General features: G+C 64.9%; 26 protein-coding genes. 10 read left to right on the top strand and 16 right to left on the bottom strand.

What is annotated here, in order from left to right; translation table 11 throughout:
• The first annotated feature begins 23 nt into the window (after positions 1–23).
• Positions 24–1,352 carry an HlyC/CorC family transporter gene (locus tag E4S58_RS16585; RefSeq protein ID WP_136637554.1) on the top strand — a complete coding sequence of 443 codons (1,329 nt, stop codon included), beginning with the start codon at positions 24–26 and terminating at the stop codon, positions 1,350–1,352.
• A gap of 8 nt (positions 1,353–1,360) precedes the next feature.
• Here the strand turns inward: E4S58_RS16585 and E4S58_RS16580 are convergent, their stop codons facing one another.
• The 3 genes from E4S58_RS16580 to E4S58_RS16570 form a co-directional block, all read right to left on the bottom strand.
• A complete protein-coding gene (locus E4S58_RS16580) occupies positions 1,361–1,969 on the bottom strand; it encodes a glutathione S-transferase family protein (protein WP_169052701.1) in 609 nt (202 codons plus the stop codon).
• A 290-nt stretch (positions 1,970–2,259) separates the two neighbouring features.
• Positions 2,260–2,865 carry a biotin transporter BioY gene (locus tag E4S58_RS16575; protein WP_136637552.1) on the bottom strand — a complete coding sequence of 202 codons (606 nt, stop codon included), beginning with the start codon at positions 2,863–2,865 and terminating at the stop codon, positions 2,260–2,262.
• Between the two features lie 149 nt (positions 2,866–3,014).
• The gene (locus E4S58_RS16570) at positions 3,015–3,419 is read right to left on the bottom strand and encodes a DUF6314 family protein (protein ID WP_136637551.1); all 405 of its coding nucleotides are present in this window, start codon (positions 3,417–3,419) and stop codon (positions 3,015–3,017) included.
• A gap of 88 nt (positions 3,420–3,507) precedes the next feature.
• On the opposite strand from E4S58_RS16570, the gene purB reads away from it, so the two are divergent.
• The 5 genes from purB to E4S58_RS16550 all read left to right on the top strand — a co-directional run bounded on the left by purB (position 3,508) and on the right by E4S58_RS16550 (position 8,228).
• Complete coding sequence (purB, locus tag E4S58_RS16565; protein WP_136637550.1) at positions 3,508–4,815, top strand: adenylosuccinate lyase; 1,308 nt, start codon at positions 3,508–3,510, stop codon at positions 4,813–4,815.
• Between the two features lie 55 nt (positions 4,816–4,870).
• Positions 4,871–5,026: a hypothetical protein gene (locus E4S58_RS17950; protein WP_169052700.1), complete on the top strand. Its 156-nt coding sequence runs from the start codon at positions 4,871–4,873 to the stop codon at positions 5,024–5,026.
• A gap of 80 nt (positions 5,027–5,106) precedes the next feature.
• Positions 5,107–6,162: a flagellar motor switch protein FliG gene (locus E4S58_RS16560; protein WP_136637549.1), complete on the top strand. Its 1,056-nt coding sequence runs from the start codon at positions 5,107–5,109 to the stop codon at positions 6,160–6,162.
• Positions 6,163–6,438: 276 nt separating this feature from the next.
• Complete coding sequence (locus E4S58_RS16555) at positions 6,439–7,326, top strand: DMT family transporter (protein WP_240789581.1); 888 nt, start codon at positions 6,439–6,441, stop codon at positions 7,324–7,326.
• Positions 7,326–8,228, top strand: a complete 903-nt coding sequence (locus E4S58_RS16550) for a lysophospholipid acyltransferase family protein (RefSeq protein WP_169052699.1) — start codon at positions 7,326–7,328, stop codon at positions 8,226–8,228. The genes E4S58_RS16555 and E4S58_RS16550 overlap by 1 nt, the downstream gene beginning before the upstream one ends.
• Here E4S58_RS16550 and E4S58_RS16545 read toward each other — a convergent pair.
• The gene (locus tag E4S58_RS16545; protein ID WP_136637618.1) at positions 8,225–8,938 is read right to left on the bottom strand and encodes a DUF1223 domain-containing protein; all 714 of its coding nucleotides are present in this window, start codon (positions 8,936–8,938) and stop codon (positions 8,225–8,227) included. The two genes, E4S58_RS16550 and E4S58_RS16545, sit on opposite strands and share 4 nt — an antisense overlap.
• 213 nt (positions 8,939–9,151) lie before the next feature.
• Here E4S58_RS16545 and acnA point away from each other — a divergent pair, with 213 nt between their 5' ends.
• On the top strand, positions 9,152–11,926 hold the full coding sequence (gene acnA / locus E4S58_RS16540; protein WP_136637546.1) for an aconitate hydratase AcnA: 2,775 nt from the start codon (positions 9,152–9,154) through the stop codon (positions 11,924–11,926).
• A 204-nt stretch (positions 11,927–12,130) separates the two neighbouring features.
• On the opposite strand, the gene E4S58_RS16535 is transcribed toward acnA, so the two are convergent.
• The 10 genes from E4S58_RS16535 to yajC form a co-directional block, all read right to left on the bottom strand.
• Entirely contained in the window at positions 12,131–12,649 is a 519-nt protein-coding gene (locus E4S58_RS16535) for a DsbE family thiol:disulfide interchange protein (RefSeq protein ID WP_240789580.1), read from the bottom strand.
• A 13-nt stretch (positions 12,650–12,662) separates the two neighbouring features.
• Positions 12,663–12,821 (bottom strand): heme exporter protein CcmD, encoded by a 159-nt coding sequence (gene ccmD, locus E4S58_RS16530; RefSeq protein ID WP_136637544.1) that lies wholly within the window; start codon positions 12,819–12,821, stop codon positions 12,663–12,665.
• Entirely contained in the window at positions 12,818–13,549 is a 732-nt protein-coding gene (locus E4S58_RS16525; RefSeq protein ID WP_136637543.1) for a heme ABC transporter permease, read from the bottom strand. Before E4S58_RS16525 ends, ccmD begins: the two co-directional genes overlap by 4 nt.
• A 40-nt stretch (positions 13,550–13,589) precedes the next feature.
• Positions 13,590–14,246 (bottom strand): heme exporter protein CcmB, encoded by a 657-nt coding sequence (gene ccmB, locus E4S58_RS16520; protein WP_136637542.1) that lies wholly within the window; start codon positions 14,244–14,246, stop codon positions 13,590–13,592.
• Entirely contained in the window at positions 14,243–14,860 is a 618-nt protein-coding gene (gene ccmA, locus E4S58_RS16515; protein ID WP_136637541.1) for a heme ABC exporter ATP-binding protein CcmA, read from the bottom strand. Before ccmA ends, ccmB begins: the two co-directional genes overlap by 4 nt.
• A gap of 118 nt (positions 14,861–14,978) precedes the next feature.
• Entirely contained in the window at positions 14,979–15,332 is a 354-nt protein-coding gene (locus E4S58_RS16510; protein WP_136637540.1) for an Mth938-like domain-containing protein, read from the bottom strand.
• A 7-nt stretch (positions 15,333–15,339) separates the two neighbouring features.
• Positions 15,340–16,092 carry a sulfite exporter TauE/SafE family protein gene (locus E4S58_RS16505; protein WP_136637539.1) on the bottom strand — a complete coding sequence of 251 codons (753 nt, stop codon included), beginning with the start codon at positions 16,090–16,092 and terminating at the stop codon, positions 15,340–15,342.
• The gene (secF, locus tag E4S58_RS16500) at positions 16,085–17,053 is read right to left on the bottom strand and encodes a protein translocase subunit SecF (RefSeq protein WP_136637538.1); all 969 of its coding nucleotides are present in this window, start codon (positions 17,051–17,053) and stop codon (positions 16,085–16,087) included. Before secF ends, E4S58_RS16505 begins: the two co-directional genes overlap by 8 nt.
• Position 17,054: 1 nt before the next feature.
• Entirely contained in the window at positions 17,055–18,686 is a 1,632-nt protein-coding gene (gene secD, locus E4S58_RS16495) for a protein translocase subunit SecD (protein WP_136637537.1), read from the bottom strand.
• Positions 18,687–18,711: 25 nt separating this feature from the next.
• Positions 18,712–19,002 (bottom strand): preprotein translocase subunit YajC, encoded by a 291-nt coding sequence (gene yajC / locus E4S58_RS16490; RefSeq protein ID WP_136637536.1) that lies wholly within the window; start codon positions 19,000–19,002, stop codon positions 18,712–18,714.
• A 283-nt stretch (positions 19,003–19,285) separates the two neighbouring features.
• Here yajC and E4S58_RS16485 point away from each other — a divergent pair, with 283 nt between their 5' ends.
• The gene (locus E4S58_RS16485) at positions 19,286–20,017 is read left to right on the top strand and encodes an MHYT domain-containing protein (protein ID WP_169052698.1); all 732 of its coding nucleotides are present in this window, start codon (positions 19,286–19,288) and stop codon (positions 20,015–20,017) included.
• A 57-nt stretch (positions 20,018–20,074) separates the two neighbouring features.
• Here the strand turns inward: E4S58_RS16485 and speB are convergent, their stop codons facing one another.
• The gene (gene speB, locus E4S58_RS16480) at positions 20,075–21,034 is read right to left on the bottom strand and encodes an agmatinase (RefSeq protein ID WP_136637534.1); all 960 of its coding nucleotides are present in this window, start codon (positions 21,032–21,034) and stop codon (positions 20,075–20,077) included.
• A 2-nt stretch (positions 21,035–21,036) separates the two neighbouring features.
• The gene (locus E4S58_RS16475) at positions 21,037–22,200 is read right to left on the bottom strand and encodes a M20 aminoacylase family protein (RefSeq protein ID WP_136637533.1); all 1,164 of its coding nucleotides are present in this window, start codon (positions 22,198–22,200) and stop codon (positions 21,037–21,039) included.
• 63 nt (positions 22,201–22,263) lie between these two features.
• Between E4S58_RS16475 and mazG the strand changes: the two genes are divergently transcribed.
• Both mazG and E4S58_RS16465 read left to right on the top strand, forming a co-directional pair.
• Positions 22,264–23,088 carry a nucleoside triphosphate pyrophosphohydrolase gene (mazG, locus tag E4S58_RS16470; RefSeq protein WP_136637532.1) on the top strand — a complete coding sequence of 275 codons (825 nt, stop codon included), beginning with the start codon at positions 22,264–22,266 and terminating at the stop codon, positions 23,086–23,088.
• A gap of 77 nt (positions 23,089–23,165) precedes the next feature.
• Entirely contained in the window at positions 23,166–24,179 is a 1,014-nt protein-coding gene (locus E4S58_RS16465) for a Fe(3+) ABC transporter substrate-binding protein (RefSeq protein WP_136637531.1), read from the top strand.
• Positions 24,180–24,260: the final 81 nt, after the last annotated feature.

The raw sequence follows: 24,260 nt of genomic DNA, 5'->3' as shown, positions 1-24,260 counted from the left end.
CCCGACCCACCACTCCAGCGCGAATGATCCCAATGACCCCGACCCTCGATTCCGCATTCTGGTTCACCTCCGGCGCGATCATCTTCCTGTTGATCCTCTCGGCCTTCTTCTCGGGCTCGGAAACCGCGCTGACCGCCGCCTCGCGCGGGAAGTTGCGCGCGCAGGCCGACAAGGGATCGCGCGGGGCGCAGCGCGCGCTGGTGATCACCGAGGACAACGAACGCCTGATCGGATCGGTTCTTCTGGGCAACAACCTGGTCAACATCCTGGCGACCTCGCTGGCCACGGCGCTTTTCACCCGGGTCTTCGGGGATGGCGGCGTGGCCCTGGCGACGCTGGTGATGACCGCGCTCGTGCTGATCTTCGCCGAGGTGCTGCCCAAGACCTATGCCATCACCAACTCGGAAAAGGCGGCGGCGGGCGTCTCGGGCCCGATCAGCCTGATCATCACCATCTTCGCCCCGCTGGTCAGTGCGATCCGCGTGCTGGTCCGTGCCGTGCTGCGGGTCTTCGGGGTCAAGACCGATCCCGACAGCCATATCCTGGCCGTGCGCGAGGAAATCGCGGGCGCGCTGCAACTGGGTCATTCCGAAGGCGTGGTCGAAAAGGAAGACCGTGACCGGATCCTCGGCGCGCTCGACCTCAGCGACCGCTTCGTCGAAGAAATCATGCTGCACCGCTCACGGATCGAGATGATCGATGCCGATATCCCGGCGGAAGAAATCCTGTCGCAGTGCCTGCAGTCGAACCACACCCGCCTGCCGATCTACCGGGGCGACCCGGAAAACATCATCGGGGTGATCCACGCCAAGGACCTGCTGCGCGCGCTGCACAAGCTGTCGCAGGAAGCCAACCGCCCGCTGGTCGAGGCCTTTGCCGACTTCAAGGTCACCGACGTGATGATGAAGCCCTATTTCGTGCCCGAGACGACCACGCTGGACGAACAGATGCGGCAGTTCCTCAGCCAGCGGACGCATTTCGCCCTGGTCGTCGACGAATACGGATCCCTGCGCGGCCTGCTGACGCTGGAGGACATCCTGGAAGAGATCGTGGGCGAGATCACCGACGAATTCGATCCCGCCGCCGAACACGCCGTGCGCCATACCGAGGATGGCCAGTACGTCGTCGACGGGGCCATGACGATCCGTGACCTGAACCGCGCGATGGACTGGTCCCTGCCGGATGAAGAGGCCAACACGATCGCCGGCCTCGTCATTCACGAGGCGCAGACCATCCCCGTGCAGGGACAGGTCTTTTCCTTCCATGGCTTCCGGTTCGAGGTCATGGCGCGCAAGGACAACCGCATCACGCGCCTGAAGATCCGCCCCCTGAAACCCGCGCTCGCCGACTAGGCCGCGGATCAGGCCTCGGCCATCATGGCCGCATGGGCCGGGCGCGCCTTCAGCCTGTCGTGACAGGCCTTCAGGTTACCCGGCACGGGCACCTCAAGCCGATCGGCCCAGTTCAGCAGGAAGAACAACGCGGTATCGGCAATCGAGAAATCGCCCAGCAGGTAGTCGCGATCACCCATGGTGGCCGACAGCACCTCGAACCCCTTCGCGATCTCGGCCCGGCCATAGGTGGCCAGATCCGCCTGCATGGCCTCGTCCGGGTGGAACCGCTTGGGCACCAGCACGAAGGTGAAAGCGCGCATGTGCACGGTCGCGATCAGGTAATCCAGCATCTCCTGCAGCCGCATCTGCGCCATCATGTCTTCGGGCCAAAGCCCGGCCTCGGGATGACTGCGCGCCAGGTACTGCGCGATCACGGGAAATTCGGTCAGCGTCTGACCATCATCCAGCACCAGCGCCGGCACCTTGCCCTTGGGGTTCATCGCCTTGAACTCCGGCGTCTGCCCGTCGCCCTTGGCCAGCGTGATGGTGTTCAGCGTGAACTCCGCCCCCAGCTCGTGCAGCAGATAGAGGATGCCATCCGAACAGCTTCCCTTGGAATGATAGAATGTGAGCATGGGCCCTCCTCCGACCTTGGTGTCGCGGGGAAGATTGACCATCCGCCCCGCGTCCGCCAGCGAAATCGGCGGGGTCGGGGAAACGGGGGCGCTGCCCCCGCTTGAGGCCTGCGGCCTCAATTCACCCCCGGGATATGAAACCAGAGGAAGACCGGACCCGCCGCCCGCTTCCTCTGGTCGCGTATCCCGGGGTCTGGGGCAGAGCCCCAGTCTGCCCTGTCCGCCAGACGCAGATGCGAAAAAGGCGCGCCCCCGGGGGACGCGCCTTTCGAAAGGTCGTGGTGCCGGGATCAGCCGCGGGCGCGGCCAACCAGCTTCCAGGCCAGCGGCAGGATCAGCGCGGCCAGGGCCAGCTTCAGCGCATCGCCCAGGATGAAGGGCGTCAGGCCCCAGGCCAGGATCGGCTTGTCCCAACCATAGAGCGTACCCAGCCACAGCAGGCCGGGGATGTAGAGCAGCACGTTGCCCGCGAGCATCGCCAGCGCCATCCACAGGACCGACCGGTCCCAGCCGCGCTGCGCCAGCACGCCCAGCAGCGCCGTCGCCAGAACATAGCCGACCAGGTAACCGCCGGTGCCGCCCATCATGTAGGTCAGGCCGTTCAGCTCGTTGGTCGAGGACTGGAAGATGTCGAAGCCCAGCATGCCGATCAGCATGTAGCCCATGATCGTGACAAGGCCGAGCCGTGCGCCATAGGCCGCGCCGATGCCGAGAACCGCGAAGGTCCCCATGCTGACGGCGACCGGCGATCCGGGCACCGGAACCTTGATCTTGGCACAGATGGCGAGAAGCGCGATGCCGGCGATGACGAGCGCCGCCTGCTTGAGGCGCAGGGCGGCCCCTTCGGTCGGCCCGATCGCGTCGGTCAGGACGCGTGCAGTCATGGTCTGGGACATAGAAATCCTCCGATCCCCGTAATGTTCATTGGCACCTGTGATGCCCCAGCCCGGCTTGAAGCGCAAGCGGCACGATCGGGTCAGCGGACGGGAAGTTGCAAATTCAGATTTTGCAAACCGCACCTATTTGCAAAGCCGCAAAGCCAGTGTCAGCCGCGCGTGAAGTGGCTGTGCATGGCGTAATCCTTGCGAGGACCGGTGACGCGCCAGACCGACGACCACACGGGCCAGCCGCTGAAGTCATAGGAGACGCGATAAAGATCCGGTGCGCAGTCGTGGCGGTCAGCGGGCCGGGTGTCCGGCGCGATATGGTGAAAGTACCGGCCATCGTCGAAGAAAACGTCAATGCCCGTCGCGGCGGCCCGCCACAGGTACCGGCGACTGGCCCGCATCGGTGGTGCGCCGTCCATCCGCATCTCGCCCTCTTCCTCCATCAAAAGGCCATCATCCCTGGCCGTGAACCGCGCCGTGCCCGTGAACACCGCATCCGGCCCGACCGCATTGGTGATGCGCCGGTCGATCCGCCAAAGCCCCTCGAAATCATTCAGATCCATTTGCGCCCGCCCCGCGACACCTCACCCGCTTGCCCCCCTGATGCCCCGGCGTTAAGAGGCGCGCAACCCGTGCACACAGGAGCCTGACATGATCCCGCGCTATTCCCGCCCCGACATGGTGGCCATCTGGTCGCCCGAAACCAAGTTCCGCATCTGGTACGAGATCGAGGCCCATGCCTGCGACGCCATGGCCGATCTGGGCGTGATCCCGCGCGAGAATGCCGAGGCCGTCTGGAAGGCCAAGGACGTCGAATTCAACGTCGCCCGCATCGACGAGATCGAGCGCGAGACCAAGCATGACGTCATCGCCTTTCTGACCCACCTGGCCGAACATGTGGGCAGCGACGAGGCGCGGTTCGTGCATCAGGGCATGACGTCTTCGGATGTGCTGGACACCTGTTTCAACGTGCAGCTCGTGCGCGCCTCGGACATCCTGATCGAGGATATCAAGGGCTTGCTCGCCGCGCTGAAGAAACGCGCCTATGAACACAAGGACACCGTCCGCATTGGCCGGTCCCATGGCATCCATGCCGAACCCACCACCATGGGCCTGACCTTCGCGCGCTTCTACGCGGAAATGGACCGGAACCTCTCTCGCATGCGCGACGCCCGGGCCGAGATTGGCACCGGCGCGATTTCCGGCGCGGTCGGCACCTTTGCCAACATCGACCCGGCGGTCGAGGAACATGTCTGCGACAAGCTGGGCCTCGTGCCCGAGCCGATCAGCACCCAGGTGATCCCGCGCGACCGTCACGCCGCCTTTTTCGCCACGCTCGGTGTCATCGCATCGTCGATCGAGAATATCGCGATCGAAATCCGCCACATGCAGCGCACCGAGGTGCTCGAGGCAGCTGAGTTCTTCTCAATGGGGCAGAAGGGCTCTTCGGCCATGCCGCACAAGAAGAACCCGGTGCTGACGGAAAACCTCACCGGCCTGGCCCGTCTTGTCCGCATGGCCGTCGTGCCGGCGATGGAGAACGTGGCGCTCTGGCACGAGCGCGACATCTCGCATTCCTCGGTCGAACGCAACATCGGCCCCGACACCACGATCACGCTGGATTTCGCCCTGCACCGCATGACCAACGTGATCGAGAACCTGCTGGTCTATCCGCAGAACATGCTGGACAACATGAACAAGTTCCCCGGCCTCGTGATGTCGCAGCGGGTGCTGCTGGCCCTGACGCAGGCCGGTGTGTCGCGCGAGGACGCCTATCGCCTGGTCCAGCGCAACGCGATGAAGGTCTGGGATCACCGCACCGATTTCCGCGAGGAACTGCTGGCCGATGACGAGGTCCGCAAGGCGCTGAGCGAGGATGAAATCAACGAGAAGTTCGACCTTGGCTACCACACCAAGCATGTCGACACGATCTTCGCCCGGGTCTTCCACGAGGATTGACCCTACGGAATGGCGCCGGATCATGCTAGGATCGCCCCGCAACAGGGAGATCGCCATGATCCGGACGCTATTCGTGACTGCCCTTCTGACCCTTCCGACACTCGCCACGGCGCAATCCACCTGCGCCGACAAGCATCAGGCCCAGACCTGTGCCGAAGGCCACCAGTGGAACACCGAAACCGGGGCCTGCGAACAGATCGTTTCAAGCTGATCTTTCGCCCGGGCTTCAGCCTTTGTTCACCTCTTCAGGGTTAACTGCCGGGAACCGAAGGCAGAAACCCCGGGTAAGACATGGGCACACTCACTCCGCTGGCGCAGATCGCGCCCTCGGCGCAGGGCCGCATTGGCCTGACCAGACGCCAGAAAGCCGCGATCATCATCCGGCTCGCGCTCTCCGAAGGGGCGGACGTGTCCTTTCAGGACCTTCCCGATGACCTGCAGGCCGATCTTACACGGATCCTGGGCGACATGCGCCCGATCACCCGCGACACCCTGAACGAGGTGGTCGAGGAATTCGCGCAGGAGCTCGAATCGCTTGGCCTTACCTTCCCGCGTGGCGTGGCCGGGGCGCTGTCGGTGCTGGACGGCCGGATCAGCCCGCATACCGCCGCCCGCCTGCGCAAGGAGGCCGGGGTGCGCCAGACCGGCGACCCGTGGGAACGCATTCGCGGGCTGGACCCGCAGAAGCTGTTGCCGATCGTCGAAAGCGAAAGCCTCGAGGTCTCGGCGATCATCCTGTCGAAGCTGGATATTTCCAAGGCGGCAGAGCTGCTTGGCCTGCTGCCCGGCGACAAGGCGCGGCGCATCGCCTATGCCGTCAGCCAGACCACCGGCGTGACGCCCGACGCGCTGGAACGTATCGGTGTTTCGCTGGCCACGCAGCTGGACAGCCTGCCCATTTCGGTCTTTGACCAGGGGCCGGCCGAACGGGTTGGCGCGATCCTCAACTATTCCACTGCGGCGGCGCGGGATGACGTTCTGACCGGGCTGGACGAACAGGACAAGGATTTTGCCGACAGCGTGCGCAAGGCGATCTTCACCTTCGTCAACATTCCCGACCGCATCGCGCCGCGCGACATCCCCAAGGTCGTGCGCGTGCTGGACCAGTCCGATCTGGTCCTGGCCGTCGGCGGGTCGGTATCCGAGGCCGAGAAACGCGCCGCCGAATACGTCCTGTCCAACATGTCGGGTCGCATGGCCGACGCCATCCGAGAAGAGGTCAAGGACGGCGGCAAGGTGAAAGCCAAGGACGCCGAGGCCGCGATGACCAATATCGTCAGCGCCGTCCGGGAAATGGAGGCCAGCGGAGAGCTGCTGCTGATCGCGGGCGAGGAGGAGGATGAGTAGAGATTGCGTACTGTGAGATATGTGATTGCGCAACGGGTGAGGAATAGTCTGCAAGCCACTGAAAATAGGTAAATTGAAGCCAATCCAAAGCCCTGTCAGGTCGACATCCACAACTATCGCCTGCCGGGCCTGACCGCGACGCCCCCCGCGATCCCCCGGTTGCGCACACCCGCACCGACCCGCCCGCGCTATGGACACCGCCAACGCGGCCTCCTAATGCTCTGGCCATGACCCATTGCCTGCCCCCCGTCGGACCCGCCTGAGATGCTGGCCCGGATGACCCAGAAGAACCGTGCGATCGTCTACATGATCGGCGCCATCTTCTTTTTCACCTGCATGGATGCCCTGGCCAAGGGCATCAACCTGCGATCCGGCCCCGCCATGGCGCTTTGGGCCCGCTACACCGGTCAGATGGTCTTTGTGCTGATCCTCGTGGCGCCGCGACTGAAGACCGTTGCGCGCACCAAGTATCCCGGCTTCCAGTTCCTGCGCTCGATGTTCCTGTTCGGCGCGACCGCCAGCTTCTTCACCGGCCTGGGCTACATGGGCCTGGCCGAGATCACTGCGATCATGGACATCAACCCGGTCCTCATCACCCTTGGCGCGGCGATCTTCCTGGGCGAAGCGCTTGGCCCCCGCCGGATCCTGGGCATCGTCGTCGCCATGATCGGTGCGATGATCATCATCCGGCCCGGCACCGGCGTCTTCTCCTGGACAGCGATCTTCCCGTTGATGGCGGCGGTCTGCTATTCCGCCTACAGCCTGGCGACGCGCCACATCGGCAACCGCGAGGACCCCTGGACCTCGCTTCTTTACGCGGCGCTGCTGGGGTCCGTGGTGACCTCGGGCATCGTCGTCTGGAACTGGCAGACACCCGATCTGGTGGCACTGTTGCTGATGCTGGGCCTGGCCATGGTCGGCACGATCGGACAGCTGTCCTTCATCCGGGCCTTCACCGAAGGCGAGGCCGCGATGCTGGCCCCCTTCGCCTATACCGGGCTGATCTTCGCCACGCTCTGGGGCGCGTTGATCTATGACGAATACCCCGACCTCTGGACCGTCGTCGGCGCGATCGTCGTGGTGGGCGCCGGCCTTTACGTCTGGTACCGCGAAACCAAGACCGCCCCGGCCGTCGCCGAGGCCAAGGGCCAGGATCCTGTCTGATGGAGCCGAAGGACCTTCCCCTGCCGACCCGCATCGGCCAGTACCTTGTCAATCTCGTGCTGGGCGGGATGGTGAAACTGGCGCTCGCCCTGCCCTACAAGGCGCGGCTGGCCCTGATCGGCGGGTTTTCGACCCGGGTCCTGTCGCCGCTGGCCGGCTGGCCCAGGCGTATCCGCGCCAACCTGGCCCACGCCTGGCCCGACCTGCCCGAGGCCGAGGTCGACAGGATCGTCCGCGCCGTGCCCGACAACGCCGCCCGCACCCTGATCGAGATCTATTCGGGCGAGGAGTTCAAGGACCGCCTGCGCGACATCACCCCCGAAGGCCCCGGCTGGGCCGCGCTGGAAGACGCCCGCGCCAAGGGCCGCCCGGTCTTCCTGATCTCGGGTCATTTCGGCAACTACGACGCGGTGCGGGGCTTCGTGTCGATGAAGTTCGGCGATGTCGGCGGGCTCTACCGGCCGCTCAACAACGTCTATTTCAACCGCCACTACGTGCGCGCCATCGTCCAGACCTCTCCGCCGGTCTTCGAACGCGGGCGGCGCGGGCTGGCCGAGATGATGAAATTCGTGCGTGAAGGCAACATCATGGCCATGCTGTCGGATCAGCACTTTGGCCATGGCGCACCGCTGACCTTCTTTGGCCAGACCGCCTATACCGCCCTGTCCGTTCCCGAAATCGCGCTGAAGTACGACGCGCTGATCCTGCCGTGCTATGGCATCCGGCAGGACGATGGCGTGTCGTTCCGGCTGTGGTTCGATGATCCGATCCCGCACACCACGCCCGAGGTGATGGGACAGCAGCTGAACGATTCACTGGAACGGATGGTGCGGCAGCACCCCGGGCTGTGGCTGTGGCTGCACCGCCGCTGGAAGGACGACCAGGGCCGGTCCGAAGCCTAACGCAACCGCGCCGCCGCCTCGATCGGGCCCGGGCCCTTGTGCTGGATCAGGACGACGACGGGCTTTTCGCCCTTGGCGGGCACTTCGGCCTGGAACGGCGCCGAGGCATCCCATTCCCCCAGCACGCGCCAATCGGTCACGACGTTGGAATAGGTCAGTTTCTGGCCCGCGTTCTCGCCCCGTGTGATGTCGACGTGCGCTTCGGGATCATAGCGGATCAGCTGGATCACCAGCGGTCCGCCCGGGTTGCGCACGGCCTTGGCCGAGATGCGGATCATCCCGTCACCGGCCCGCTGCAACTGCAGCAGCACGTCCTGCGGGACCTCGCGATAGGACGAAATCAGGTCGGTCACATCCATCGGGTGGGTGCCGACCACGTCGCTGTCGCCCTGCACGATCATCTGCGGCGTATAGATCGACCGCCGCCCTGCGGTCCGGGCATAGCCCTTCTGACGTGCCGAAAAAGCGGGCGACCCGAAGACATCCCGCCAGCCGATGTAATCCCAGTAATCGACATGGAACCCCAGGGCGATCACATCCTCACGCTCGGCCAGAAGGGACAGGAAGGCATCGGCCGGCGGGCAGGATGAACACCCCTGAGAGGTGAACAGCTCAACCACCACGGGCGGCTCCTGATCGGCCTGCGCAGATGCGCCGACGCTTAGAAGCCCCAATGATATCAACGCGGCAATCCCGATCCGAGCGAGCATCGTCACCTCTGTCCCTGCATCTGTCCATCATAGCTAGAGGCGGCGGCATGAAACAACCAATCAAGGTTTCGCGACCACCCGTAGCGTGCCTTGCCTGCCGCACCACATGAGGTATACAATTGCATACAATATCGCCGGATCTCTTGATCGCCCCCTTGCAATCGGGCAGAACCGGGACAGCTATAACCCTCATGATTATGGAAGGGAGCCACAATGCCCATTACCGTCGGACAGGATACCGCCGAGGCGCGCCGCACGCTGAAGGTCGGATCGTCAAGCTACGCCTATTATTCCATCCCCGCCGCTCAGGATGCGGGTCTGGGTGATTTCGCCAACCTTCCCGCCGCGCTCAAGGTCGTGCTTGAGAACATGCTGCGGTTCGAAGATGGCAAGACCGTCACCATCGACGACATCAAGGCCTTTTCCGAATGGGGCAGGAACGGCGGCAAGAACCCCGGTGAAATCGCCTATCGCCCCGCGCGCGTGCTGATGCAGGATTTCACCGGCGTCCCGGCCGTGGTCGACCTGGCCGCGATGCGCGACGGCATCAAGGGTCTGGGCGGCGACGTCCAGAAGATCAACCCGCTGAACCCGGTTGACCTCGTCATCGACCACTCGGTCATGATCGACGAATTCGGCAACCCCCGCGCCTTCCAGATGAACGTGGATCGCGAATACGAACGGAACATGGAACGCTACCAGTTTCTCAAGTGGGGTCAGGGCGCGTTCGAAAACTTCCGCGTGGTTCCCCCGGGCACCGGCATCTGCCACCAGGTGAACCTTGAATACCTCGCCAAGGCCGTCTGGTCCGACACCGACCAGAACGGCGACGTGGTCGCCTACCCCGACACGCTTGTCGGCACCGACAGCCACACCACCATGGTCAACGGTCTTGCCGTCCTTGGCTGGGGCGTCGGCGGGATCGAGGCCGAGGCAGCCATGCTGGGCCAGCCGATTTCCATGCTGATCCCCGAGGTCATCGGCTTCAAGCTGACCGGCAAGATGGTCGAAGGCACCACCGGCACCGACCTTGTGTTGAAGGTCGTGGAAATGCTGCGCGAAAAAGGCGTGGTGAACAAGTTCGTCGAATTCTACGGCGACGGGCTGGACGCCCTGCCCCTGGCCGACCGTGCGACCATCGCCAACATGGCGCCGGAATACGGCGCGACCTGCGGCTTCTTCCCGATCGACGCGGAAACCCTGCGCTACCTGCGCAATTCCGGTCGCGACGAAGACACGATCGCGCTGGTCGAAGCCTATGCCAAGGAAAACGGCTTCTGGCGCACGCCGGACTACGACCCGATCTACACCGACACCCTGTCGCTTGACATGGGCACCATCGTGCCCGCGATCTCGGGCCCCAAGCGCCCGCAGGACTACATCGCGCTCGACCGCGCCGCATCGGAATTCGGCAAGTATATCAAGGGCCTGCGCGCAGGCAAGGATGCCTCTGCCAAGGAAGAGGTCCGTTGGGAAGGCGAAGGCGGCGCGCCCGAACCCCGCGACATCCCCGGCGACGAGGGCAGCCACAAGAAGGGCTGGTACCAGGCCGAGGACGCGGCCCATCAGCTGCACGACGGCTCTATCGTGATCGCGTCCATCACGTCGTGCACCAACACGTCGAACCCCTACGTGATGATCGGCGCGGGCCTTGTCGCCCGCAAGGCGCGTGAACTTGGCCTGAACCGCAAGCCCTGGGTGAAGACGTCGCTCGCCCCCGGCTCGCAGGTCGTGTCGCACTATCTCGAGGCCGCGGGCCTTCAGGAAGACCTGGACGCCATCGGCTTCAACCTCGTGGGCTACGGCTGCACCACCTGCATCGGCAACTCCGGCCCCCTGGCCGAGCCGATCTCGAAGGCGATCAACGACTACGACCTGGTGGCAACCTCGGTCCTGTCGGGCAACCGCAACTTCGAAGGCCGCATCAGCCCCGACGTCCGCGCCAACTACCTCGCCTCGCCGCCGCTGGTGGTGGCTTATGCGCTGGTGGGCGACATGAACGTCGACATCGCAAACGATCCGATCGGCACCGACAAGGACGGCAACGATGTCTACCTGAAGGACATCTGGCCCAGCCAGAAAGAGATCGCGGACCTTGTCGAAAAGACCGTGACCCGCGAGGCCTTCCAGTCGAAATACGCCGACGTCTTCAAGGGCGACGACAAATGGCGCGGGGTGGAAACCACCGACAGCGAAACCTACGACTGGCCGACCTCCTCGACCTATGTCCAGAACCCGCCCTACTTCCAGGACATGTCGACCGAACCCGGCACGATCGAGAACATCGAGGGCGCCAAGGTCCTGGCCGTGCTGGGCGACATGGTCACCACCGACCACATCAGCCCCGCCGGGTCATTCAAGGATACGACGCCCGCCGGCCAGTACCTGCTGGAACACCAGGTGCCCGTGCGCGAATTCAACTCCTACGGCTCGCGGCGCGGCAACCACGAAGTGATGATGCGCGGCACCTTCGCCAACATCCGCATCCGCAACGAGATGCTGGATGGCGTCGAAGGCGGCTACACGCTTGGGCCGGATGGCAAGCAGACCTCGATCTACGACGCCGCCATGGCCTACGAGGCCCAGGGCACGCCGCTGGTGATCTTCGGCGGCGAACAATACGGTGCCGGATCTTCGCGCGACTGGGCGGCCAAGGGCACCGCACTTCTGGGCGTGAAGGCCGTGATCGCCGAGAACTTCGAACGCATCCACCGCTCGAACCTCGTGGGGATGGGTGTGATCCCGTTCGAATTCACCGGCGGCGACACGCGCAAGACGCTTGGGCTGAAGGGGGACGAAACCGTCTCGATCTCGGGCCTCGACACCATCAGGCCGCTGCAGGAGGTCCCCTGCACGATCACCATGGGCGACGGATCGACCAAGGAGATCACGCTCAAGTGCCGGATCGATACCGCGATCGAAAAGGAATACATCGAACACGGCGGCGTGCTGCACTACGTGCTGCGCGACCTTGCCAAGGCGTCGTAACCTGCCGCCAAGAACGACAAAGGCCGGTCCCCGTGACCGGCCTTTTTCAATGGGGGCTCTGCCCCCGGTACTGTCATTGGGGGCTCTGCCCCCGGTGCTTCGCACCTCCCCCGAGGTATTTCAAACCAGAAGAAGCACACACGCCGCGCGCTTCTTTTTGCTGAAAATATCCCGGGGGAGTCCGCAGGACGGGGGCAGCGCCCCCTACTCTCCGCGCGCCTTGGCCAGCGCCGGGCGGATGTCATTGTCGATCACCCGCTGCGTGATCGGACCGGCGAAACGCAGAACGACATTGCCATCGCCGTCGATGACATAGGTCTCGGGCACGCCGTAGAGGCCCCAGTTCAGCGCCATGCGCCCCTGCGGATCGGCTCCGACAGCGGCATAGGGATTGCCAAGCTCCTCAAGAAAGCCAAGCGCATTGTCGGGCTGGTCCTTGTAGTTCACGCCCAGCACGGTGATGCCCTCCTCGGCCAGGGCGGTCAGATTGGGGTGTTCCACCCGGCAGGGCGCGCACCAGGATGCCCAGTAGTTGACCAGCTTGACCTCGCCGTCGCGCAAGGCGGCATCGTCGAACGCCGGCAGATCGCCAAGCGACGTCAGCGCCACGGCCGGTGCGGGCCTGCCCGCAAGCGCCGTCGGCAGTTGATCGGGGTTCTCGCGATAGAGGCTGACATAGAAGGCCCCTGCCAGACCGGCGAAGATCAGCGGTGGCAGGATCATGAGTGGCGAGATCCTAGCCATTGCGCTTCACCCTCTCCTCGACCTCGCGCAGCGCCTGTGCGGCGCGACGGGACCGCCAGAGGCTGACCGCCACCAGCAGAACGATCAGCGTGATCGACACCGCGTAGGACGACAGAACCGCGCCCGCGTATTTGCCCAGATCGGGGATCATGTCATCCGTTCCCTCGCCAGAAGCGCCCGGGTCCGGCGGGCGCGGATTTCGGTCCGCGTGCGCAGCAGAACCAGCGCGACGAACAGCAGCACGAAGCCCCCGATGCACACCAGCAGCGGGAAATAGAAGACGTCCGCCACGTTTTCTTCCTTGTCCAGGCTCAGCGACGCACCCTGGTGCAGCCCCTGGTTCCAGAAGTTCACCGCATAGCGCGACAGGATGGCGAACACCGACCCCACGAGGCACAGCACCGAGGTCAGGTCGGCGGCAGTGTCGTCGTTTTCAATCGCCGACCAGAGCGCGATGTAGCCCAGGTAGAAAAGGAACAGGATCAGGAACGAGGTCAGCCGCGGATCCCAGGCCCACCAGGTCCCCCACATCGGCTGGCCCCAGATCGCACCGGTAACCAGCGCAATCACCGTCATCACTGCGCCCACGGGGGCCGCCGCACGCGCGGCCAGCGCCGAGACATGGTGCCGCCGGATCAGCCAGATCAGCGACGCCACCAGCATCATCAGCCAGGCATTGATCGCCAGCAAGGCGGAAGGAACATGCAGGTAGATGATCTTGACGGTCGAGCCCTGCTTGTAGTCGTCCGGCGTGAAGAAGAAGCCCCAGACAAGCCCGGTGACCAGCGCCAGCACGGCCAGCACCGCGACGGGTGGCAGCAGCACGTCCACCGTGCGGGTGAACTTCTTCGGATTGGCATATTCCCAGATCGAGGCCATGCGTCCTCTCTACCTCCTCCGCGAGGGGCGGCAAATCACGTTACCGCAGGTTCATCCTTAGTACCGCCGCCGAGGCGAACGGCAAGAGCGCCACCGTGACGCAGGTCACCGCGCCCAGCAGCACCAGCGGGGTCTCGACATCCAATCCGGTGGCCCCCGCCCGCGCGACCTCGGCCCCGAAAATAAGCGTCGGCACGTATAGCGGCAGCACCAGCAGCGACAGCAGCAACCCGCCGCGCTTGATCCCCACGGTCAGCGCCGCGCCGAAGGCCCCGATCGTCGACAGCGCCGGCGTGCCGACCGCCAGAGAAATCACCAGCCAGCGGAAGCCCTCGACCGGCAGCGACATCAGCACCCCCAGCACCGGCGCCGCCACCACAAGTGGCAGGCCGGTGGTGATCCAATGCGCCAGCGCCTTCATCGCCACCACCCCTTCGAGCGGCACCGGAGAGGTTGCCAGCAGGTCGAGCGAGCCGTCCTCGCGATCAAGCGCGAAGATCCGGTCCAGCGACAGCAGGCAGGCCAGAAGCGCGCCGATCCACAGGATCCCCGGCGCGATGGTCGACAGCAGCCGCACCTCGGGCCCCACGGCGAAGGGCACCAGCACCACGACGATCAGGAAGAACGCAAGGCCAAGGCCAAAGCCCCCGCCCGCACGCACCGCAAGCCGGATGTCCCGGGTCAGGATCGCGATCACAGGAAGGCCTCGTCATAATCGCGCGATACCTTGGCGCGGGCGCGATAGGGGGTGAGGTCGATCACCCGCACCTCGAGCCCCATGTCGATATGGCTGGCGATCACCGCCGATCCGCCCTGCGCCAGATGCGCACGCATCACGTCTCCGAACAGCGTGACCGAGGCCTTGTCGAGACTGACGGTCGGTTCATCCAGAAGCCAGATCGGCCGCCCGGTCACCGACAGCCGCGCCAGCCCCAACCGCCGTTTCTGCCCCGCGGACAGGCTGCCCGCCGGGCGGTCGGCCAGGTCGCGCAGGTTGAAGGCCTCCAGCGCGCCGTCGATGCCGTCGGTGCCATGGATCTTCGCCCAGAACATCAGGTTCTCGGCCACGCTCAGCACGGCCTTGATCCCGTCGGCGTGGGCGGCATAGGTCATCGCCTCGGGGTCCGGCACGACGATCTTGCCCCCATAGGCCGGTTGCAGCCCCGCAAGGGTGCGCAGCAGGGTCGTCTTGCCGACGCCGTTCGGTCCGGTCAGCACGATGGCCTCGCCCGGATCGACGGCGAAATTCACGCCCTCGAGCACCGGCACGCCGCCCCGCGACACCCCAAGATCCAACACCTTCAAAGTCATGAATTTGGCCTAACCGATTTGACGGATTACCGGAAGCGGCAACTTGGTCGGAGGGGTCCATGGGGGCTTTGCCCCCCGCCCTGCGGGCTCCCCCCAGGATATGGGAACCAGGGGAAGATCAGACCGGCAGCAGCGCGGCGGCCACGCGGCGCCCTTCCGAGAGCAGCACGTTGTAGGTGCGGCAGGCGGCGGCCGAGGCCATGGGTTCGACGCCGATCCCGGCGGTGTCGAGGGTGGTGCGGAACGCGGGCGGCAGATAGGCCATCTCGGCCCCGGTGCCGATGAACAGCACGTCGATCTGGCCCGCCAGCGGCAGCAGCGCGGCGGTGTCGTCATACCCGCCCCAGGCCTGCGCGCGGTCAGCCGTGATCAGGGCCGGGCCGGTGATGACCTCGCCGCCGATCCGGAAGAAGCCGGGGCCGTAGCCCTCGATCGGGCGGGCGCGGCCATAGTCGATCTCGTTCAGCTGCATGGGTACCTCAGGTGTCGAGCGGCAGCCCGAGAAGGACCGCCAGGGCAATCAACGCATAGGCCGCGCCACGGTAGAGCCCTTCGAATTGGGGCCGGAACAGCCAGTGGCCAACCTGCGTGCCCAGACCGTAGGGCACCAGCATGGCAAGGCCAAGGGGCACAACCGCCCATGTGATCAGCCCCTGCGCCGCCATCAACGGCAGGATCAGGACCGAGCTGACGGTCAGGAAGACCAGGGTCGTGGCCCGGCTGCGCGCGGCGCTTTCGGTCCCGGCCAGTTGGAAGATCACCACCGCCGGGCCCAGCAGACCGACCGCGCCACCGAAGAACCCCGCCAGCAGGCCGACGTAGCCGCGCATGCGCAGGGTCGGTTCGGCTTTCAGCCGCCAGCCCGCGATCAGCGCGATCAGCGTCGCGGCAATCAGCAGTACCATCGCCCATTTCAGCCAGGTCACGTCGACCGTCCGCAAGACGAAGATCCCAGCCGAGGCCGACAGGCAGGCGCAGAGGATCTGTACCCAGACGGCCCGTCGGTCGACCTGCTTCCAGGCCTTGGGGACAACCGTGACAAGCGAGGCGACGGCAGACAGGTTGAAGGCGGCAATCGCGACCTCAAGCGGGACGACCCGCGCCGCGACCGGCAGGAAGATCAGCGCCGCCCCGAAGCCTGCGAAGCCATAGACCACGCCGGCCACGAAGACGGTCACCAGAAGGACGATCAGCCCGAAGGAGGAGACCCCCTCGGGCAGCCAGTCAGGCATCGATATTGGCAAACTGGTTGCCGGTCGTATCCGTGGGCTTGGACCAGTCACGCTTGACGCCCATCCACAGCACGATGTTCTTCGCGACATAGACCGAGGAATAGGTGCCGATCACGACGCCCCAGGTGATCGCGAAGACGAAGCCCCGGATCACGTCGCCGCCCAGCACCAGCAGTGCGATCAGCGCGATCAGCGTGGTGCCCGAGGTCATGAGGGTCCGGCTGAGGGTTTCGTTGACCGAAAGGTTCATCACGTCCTGCAGCGGCATGGTCTTGTACTTGCGCAGGTTTTCGCGAAGTCGGTCAAAGATCACCACGGTGTCGTTGATCGAATAACCGATGATGGTCAGCAGCGCCGCGATGGTCGCCAGGTCGAACCGGATCTGCAGCAGGGAGAAGATACCGATCGTGACCAGCACGTCGTGGAAAAGCGCCACGACCGCCCCGACCGAGAACTGCCATTCGAACCGCAGCCAGATGTAGAAGAGGATCGCCGCCAGCGCGGCCGCCACGGCCAGCACGGCGGTGGTGATCAGCTCTCCCGAGACCTTGGGGCCGACGGATTCGACCTGCGTGAAACGGATCGTGTCGTCGATCGATTGCAGCGCGGCCTCGACCTTGGCGATGGTGTCGCCCGAGGCGCTTTCCTCACCGTCCTGAGCCTGGATGCGGATCATCGCCACGTGATGGTTGCTGTCGAACGAGGGGTCGAACACTTCGGAGATCGACACATCGCCCAGTTGCAACGGTGCGATCGCATCCCGATAGGCGCCGACATCGACCGAGGATTCGGACTGGGTCCGGATCGTGGTGCCGCCCCGGAAGTCGATGCCGAAGTTCAGCCCGACCGTCAGCCAGATCGCCAGGGATGCGATCATCAGGAAGACCGAGAACCCGAAGGTTGCGTAGCGGTACTTGAAGAAATCCCAGTTGGTGTCCTGGGGAACCAGTTTCAGCCGCATCTCAAACCTCGATTGTCTTGGGCCGCGCCCGGTCGAACCATGTCACGATCAGCAGGCGGGTCACCCAGATCGCGGTGAAGACCGACGTGATGATCCCGATACCAAGCGTGACCGAGAACCCGCGCACCGGACCCGAGCCCAGCACGAACAGGATCAGCGCGATGATGAACGTGGTGATGTTCGCATCGACGATCGCCGACAGCGCCCGTTCATAGCCCAGTTCGATCGCGCGCGCCGGACCCTTGGCGGTCTTCAGCTCTTCGCGGATGCGTTCGAAGACCAGCACGTTGGCGTCGACCGCCATACCGATGGTCAGCACGATGCCCGCGATGCCCGGCAGGGTCAGCGTCGCCCCGACCAGGCTGAGCAGCCCGAAGATCAGGCCGACGTTCAGCACCAGCGCGATATTGGCGAAAAGCCCGAACAGCCCGTAGGAGGCGAACATGAACAGCAGCACCGCCGCCCCGGCCACGATACAGGCGATCTTGCCCGCCTGGATGCTGTCCGCGCCCAGTTCCGGCCCGATCGTCCGTTCCTCGAGGAAATCGAGGCCCGCAGGCAACGCACCGGCCCGCAGCAGCACGGCCAGGTTGGTCGATTCCTCGACCGTGAAATTGCCGGTGATGATGCCCGAGCCGCCCGCGATGTGGCTTTGGATGACGGGGGCCGAGATGACCTCGTTGTCCAGCACGATGGCGAAGGGGTTGCCGATGTTGTTGGCGGTATAGTCGCCGAACTTGCGTGCGCCGCCGGGATTGAACCGGAAGCTGACCGCCGGGCGGCCGTTCTGGTCGAAGGACGGTTCGGCATCGACCAGTTCCTCGCCGGTGACGACCGGCGTGTCCTCGAGGACATAGAACTGGCCTGCATCGTCCAGGGCGGGCAGCACGGCCTCGCCCGGGCGGGCCACGGTCTGATCGTCGGTGGTGCGGCGGATCACCGGCTGGAAGGTCAGCTGCGCGGTGGTCCCGATGATGGCCTTGAGCTCTTCTGCCGATCCGACGCCAGGCACCTGGATCAGGATCCGGTCCGCGCCCTGGCGCTGGATGGTGGGTTCGCGCGTGCCGACCTCGTCGATGCGGCGGCGGATGATTTCCAGCGACTGGCGCACGGTGCGGTCGTCGGTCGACAGGCGCTCGGCCTCGGACAGCTGGACGATCACCACGTCGCCTTGCGCGCTGACCACCAGATCGGTCTGACCGGCCCCGGTCAGGCTGGTCACGGGCCTGGCGATTTCCCGCACGATCCGGACGGCTTCATCGATGGCGTCGGCGTTGCCGATCTTGACCCGCAGTTCGTCTTCGGGCCCCTGTTGCAGGCGGATGGTGCCGACGGTGTCGCGCGCATCACGCAGGCGGGTCCGCACGTCGGGCCAGAGGCCCTTCATCCGCGTGGCATAGACCTCTTCGACCTTCACTTCGGCCAGAAGATGCGCCCCGCCCCGCAGGTCGAGGCCCAGGTTCACAAGCCCGGACGGAAGGTAGTCCGACCAGCCCTCGGCGGGCTGACCGGCCGCGACGGCGTCATTGTACCGTTCGACCTTGCCATAAAAGAGGTTCGGCGCGGCCAGCAATAGGCCAAGCACGACGGCACCCCAGATGAGAATTCGTTTCCACAGCTCGATCTGCAGCATCGCGCGGCCCCTTCGCGGTCTTGGTTCAGCTGGCTTCGGCCGGTTCCGTCTTGGACTTCACGTCGGCAAGCGTGGACTTGATCACCCGGATTTTGACGCCATCGGCGATCTCGACCTCGACTTCACCGTCTTCGCGGACCTTGACCACTTTGCCGATGATCCCGCCCTGCGTCACCACCATGTCACCCCGGCGCACGGCATTGACCATCTTCTGGTGGTCCTTCAGCTTCTTCTGCTGCGGACGGATCAACAGGAAATACATGATCGCGAAGATCAGGATGAGGGGGAGAAACTGGGCGATTGCGCCACCTTCCATGGGGGGATTCCTTCTTGTATGGCGGGCGTCCCGCTGAGTTTGGCGGAACCTATGAGCGCGCCGGGGGGATTGCAAGACCATGTGGCCGCGCGCCGCACCGACCTATCCCTTGTCATAAGGCCCGCAACTGGCGCGCTTGGGCGTCACGTCAGGACGCTGACGTTCACGTAAGGTCACACCAAACGTGCAACGCCGACCTCTCGGAAACATGCATTCCAAGGACCTGTTATGTTGGATATTAGGGTCAGCAAAACATACCTATAAAGAATGCAGGCAACTTCAAATGATCGGACTTCTTCTGCAGGGGATCCTTGAAACCAAGGTGAACTTCATCGCAGCCGCCGGGGCCGTGTGTCTTCTGACCGCCGTGACCCTTGCTCTTCTGACCCGCAACCTTCAGCGCGCGACCGCCGCGCAACGCCGGTACGCGGCCTTCTGGGTTGCGGTCGTATCGGGCGTGGGCGTCTGGACCACCCATTTCGTCGCGATGATCGGCTACCGCCCCGATGCCGCGCTGACCTATGACTTCCAGCTGACCGGGATCTCGATCCTCGTCGGCATTCTCGCCGTCGGCCTTCCGGTGGCGGGCAGCGTCTTCTTCAGCGACACCAAGATCCGCCTGGGCCTTGGCGTCATCGCGGGCTTTGGCGTGGCGGCCATGCACCTGACCGGCATGTCCGCGATCGAGAACTGCCTGGCGACCTACAATCCCTTCGTGCTGCTGCTGGGCATCATCGCGGGCGTGCTGGGCTTTGTCGTGGCCCTGATGCAGGACCCAACGGACCCGACCCGCAACCTGCAGCGCGTGCTGGGTTTCGTCGGCGGCGTCTGCAGCCTTCATTTCGTGGCCATGGCCGCCGTGTCGCTTGAACGTCTGAACGGCACCGAACCGGGCATCGGCGGGTCGTTCCTGTCGATCATGGTGGCCGTCGTGTCGCTTGGCGTGCTGTCGGCCTCGGTCGTGGCGACGTTCAACCACCGCCGCCACCTGGCGCAGCAAAGCCTGATGGCCTGAGCACCACCATTCCCCGATGCATAAGGGCGGGCCACAGGGCCCGCCCTTTTTCATGGCTCAGCGCCGGGTCCAGGCCCAGAGGCACAGGATCTCGGTCGCGACATGCGCGCCCGCGACGGCCGTAATCGCGCCATGATCGAACGGAGGCGAAACCTCGACCACGTCACCCCCCGTGAGGTTGACCCCCGCGATCCCGCGCAGGATCGCCGCCGCCTGCGCCGAGGACAGGCCGCCCCAGACCGGCGTGCCGGTGCCGGGCGCATAGGCCGGATCAAGACAGTCGATGTCGAAGGTCAGGTAGGCCTTGGCGTCCCCGACGATTGTCTTCACCTTCTCCGCCACGGCCTCGGGTCCGGTCCGGTGCACCTCGGCCGCGTCGATGACGTGGATGCCGCAATGATCGTCACAGGTGGTGCGGATGCCGATCTGGACCGATCGGTCCACGTCGATCAGCCCAAGCTTTGCGGCCTTGTAGACAAAGGTTCCGTGGTCGATCCTTTCCATGTCGTCGTCGGCCCAGGTGTCCGAATGCGCATCGAACTGGATCAGCGCCAGCGGCCCGTGCTTCGCCACATGCGCCTTCAGGATCGGCAGAGTGATAAAGTGATCGCCCCCCAGCACCAGCGTGCCCACGTCCTGCGCCAGCATGCCCGCGATATGCGCCTCGACCGCGGCGGGAAATTCCCAGACCTTGGCATAGTCGAAGGCCAGATCACCGTAATCCGCCACGGCAAAATCGCTCAGCGGATCGAACCCCCAGCCATAGGGCGGATCATAGGGCTGCAGGGTCGAAGCCTCGCGGATCGCGCGCGGACCAAAGCGGGTGCCGGTGCGGTTGGTCACCGCCTGGTCGAAGGGCACGCCGGTCACCGCAAGGTCGATCCCGGTCAGATCCTTGGTGTACTTGCGCCGCAGAAAGGACGTGGCCCCGGCAAAGGCGTTTTCATACGACAGCCCCCGGGGATCGGTCCGGGTGAAGGCGTCGTCGATCTTGGTCTTTGCGTCTTCCAGTGCCATGTTCAGCCCTCCACCGGTTGCGCGGTTTCCACCAGCCGCACGAAATAGGATGCGCCGATCGGCGCGATGTCGTCGTTGAAATCGTAATCGGGCTGATGCAGTCCGGCGCCGTCCTCGCCCGCGCCAAGAAAGATGAACGCCCCCGGCCGCGCCTGCAGCATGTAGGAAAAATCCTCGGCCCCCATCTCGCGTCCTTCGCGATAGACCACCTGCCCCGACACGCCCCGCGCGACCTCGGCCGCGAATTCGGACTTGGCGACATCGTTGACGGTGGCGGGATAGTGGCGGTCATAGCGCAGCACGGCCTTGATCCCGAAGGACGCCGCCTGCCCCGCCACGATCTCCTCCATCCGACGATTGACCATGTCCTGCACCTTCGGATCGAAGGTCCGTACCGTGCCGTTGATATAGACCTTGTCCGGCACGATGTTTTCCGCCGACCCGGCGTGGATCTGCGTGACCGAAACCACAAGGTCGTCCTGCGCATAGTGGTTGCGCGACACGATGGTCTGGATCGCCTGCACGATCGACACGGCGCAGGGGATCGGATCGCTGGTTTCGTGCGGGTTGGCGGCATGGCCACCGATGCCCTTCACGTCGATATGGAAGGTGTCGACCGCCGCCAGCACGGGCCCCGGCCCCGTAACGAAGGTGCCGACGGGAAAGCCCGGCGCATTGTGGATGGCATAGACCTGATCGATGCCGAAGCGGTCCATGATCCCTTCGTCGACCATGACACCGCCGCCGCCGCCTTCTTCCTCGGCGGGCTGGAAGATCAGCGCGACCGTGCCCGCGAAATTCCGCGTCTCGGCCAGGTGGCGCGCGGCGCCCAGCAACATGGTGGTGTGCCCGTCGTGGCCGCAGGCATGCATCTTGCCTTGGACGGTCGAGGCATGCTCGGCCCCCGTTTCCTCGATGATCGGCAGGGCGTCCATATCGGCGCGCAGCCCGATCACGCCGCCTTTGCCGCGCCCGTGGATCAGGGCCACAAGCCCTGTCTTCGCGATGCCTTCGTGGATCTCGTCCACGCCGAAGTCGCGCAGTTTTTGCGCAACGAACCCGGCGGTTTCCACGCAGTCGAAGCCCAGTTCGGGGTGCTGGTGCAGATGCCTCCGCCAGGCCGTCATGTCCTCGGCGAAGCCTGCAATTGAATTGATCACCGCCATCTCTGGACTCCTTGGGTCTTGCTCGTCACCTTGGCACCAAATCCGAAAGAGAGAGAGGCCGCAATGCCCCGCGACCCCATTCATGACCTGCCCGAGGGCATGGAGCAGCTGCTGACCATCATGCGCCGCCTGCGCGATCCCGACACCGGCTGCCCCTGGGACATCGAACAGACCTTCGCCACCATCGCCCCCTACACCATCGAAGAGGCCTACGAGGTCGCCGATGCCATCGAACGCGGATCCCCGCAGGAGCTGAAGGGAGAGCTGGGGGACCTGCTGTTCCAGGCCGTCTTCCACGCGCAAATGGCGGAAGACCAAGGGCTTTTCACATTCCAGGACGTGGTCGCCGAAATCAGCCGCAAGATGATCGACCGGCATCCGCATGTCTTCGGCGACGAAAGCCGCGACAAGTCCGCCGATCAGCAGACCGTCGACTGGGAAACGGTGAAGGCCGCCGAACGGGCCGCCAAGGGCGCACAGGGTGTTCTGGATGACGTGGCGGTAGGCCTGCCGGCCCTGCTGCGCGCCCTGAAGCTGCAAAAGCGGGCCGCCCGGGTCGGGTTCGACTGGCCTTCGACCAACGAGGTGCTGGCGAAGATCCAGGAGGAAGCCGCCGAACTGGTCGAAGCGCGCGACACCCTGGGCCTTGACGAGATCGAGGACGAGATGGGGGATCTGCTGTTCGTCATGGCCAACCTCGCCCGCCACATGAAGGTCGATCCCGAAGCCGCCCTGCGCCGCGCCAATGCGAAGTTCACCCGCCGCTTCGCCGCGATCGAGGCCGGGCTGGCAGCGCGCGGCAAGTCACCCGCCGACAGCACGCTGGATGAGATGGACGCGCTGTGGAACGAAGCCAAGGCTACGGAAAAAGCCCGCACAGGTTCTTGAGCAAAGAAATCAGGTATTGACCCGACAAAAACCGTCAGCTTTAAGCGCCGCAAAGTGTCAACCCTGAGGAGACCTCCATGACCTTTTCGTTGCGCAATTCCGTCTTCGCAGCCACCGCTGCCCTGACCGCCCTGCCCGCCATGGCGCAGGAAGTGAACCTCTATTCCTATCGCCAGCCCGAACTGCTGGCCCCGCTGACCGACGCCTTCACCGAAGAGACCGGCATCAAGGTCAACGTCGCGCACCTTGAAAAGGGCATGGTCGAACGCCTGCAGGCCGAAGGCGACCGGTCGCCCGCCGACCTGGTCTTCACCGTCGACATCTCGCGCCTCTCGGCCGTGGTCGAAGCCGGGCTGACCCAGCCGGTCACCTCGGACGTGCTGACCGCCAACGTGCCCGCCGCCTACCACGACCCCGAGGGCCAGTGGTGGGGCCTGACGACCCGCGCCCGGATCGTCTATGCCTCCAAAGACCGTGTCGCTGACGGCGAAGTCACCACCTACGAAGACCTGGCCGACCCCAAGTGGAAGGACCGGATCTGCATCCGCTCGGGCACCAACGCCTATAACGTCGCGCTGGTCGCGGCGATGATCCACCACCACGGTGAAGAGGCCGCGAAGACCTGGCTGGAAGGCGTGAAGGCGAACCTCGCCCGCAAGCCGCAGGGCAACGACCGCGCGCAGGTCAAGGCGATCTGGGCCGGCGAATGCGACATCTCGGTCGGCAACACCTACTACATGGGCAAGATGCTGGAAGACGAGGAACAGAAGGCCTGGGCCGACAGCGTCCGCATCGTCTTCCCGACCTTCGAAAACGGTGGCGCGCACGTCAACATCTCGGGCGTGGCGATGACCAAATCCGCCCCGAATCGCGACAACGCCCTCAAGCTGATGGAATTCCTTGTCTCGCCCAAGGCGCAGGAGATCTACGCCGCCGCGAACTACGAATACCCGATCGCACCGGGCACCGAAGCCATCGACCTGGTGAAGAACTGGGGCGAATTCACCGCAGACGACACCAACCTGATGGACCTGGCACAGCTGCGCCCGCAGGCGCTGCAACTGATCCAGTCGGTTGATTTTGACGGCTGATCTCGTCGGCTGAGTCCGATCCATCGAGCCCTTGGCAAGGCGCGTGCCCGGCACGCGCCTTTTTGCGTGCCCGGTGGCCCC

The sequence above is a fragment of the Pseudooceanicola onchidii genome (assembly GCF_004959925.1).
GTDB classification, from domain to species: domain Bacteria; phylum Pseudomonadota; class Alphaproteobacteria; order Rhodobacterales; family Rhodobacteraceae; genus Pseudooceanicola; species Pseudooceanicola onchidii.
This window is presented reverse-complemented; position numbering and strand designations above follow the sequence as displayed.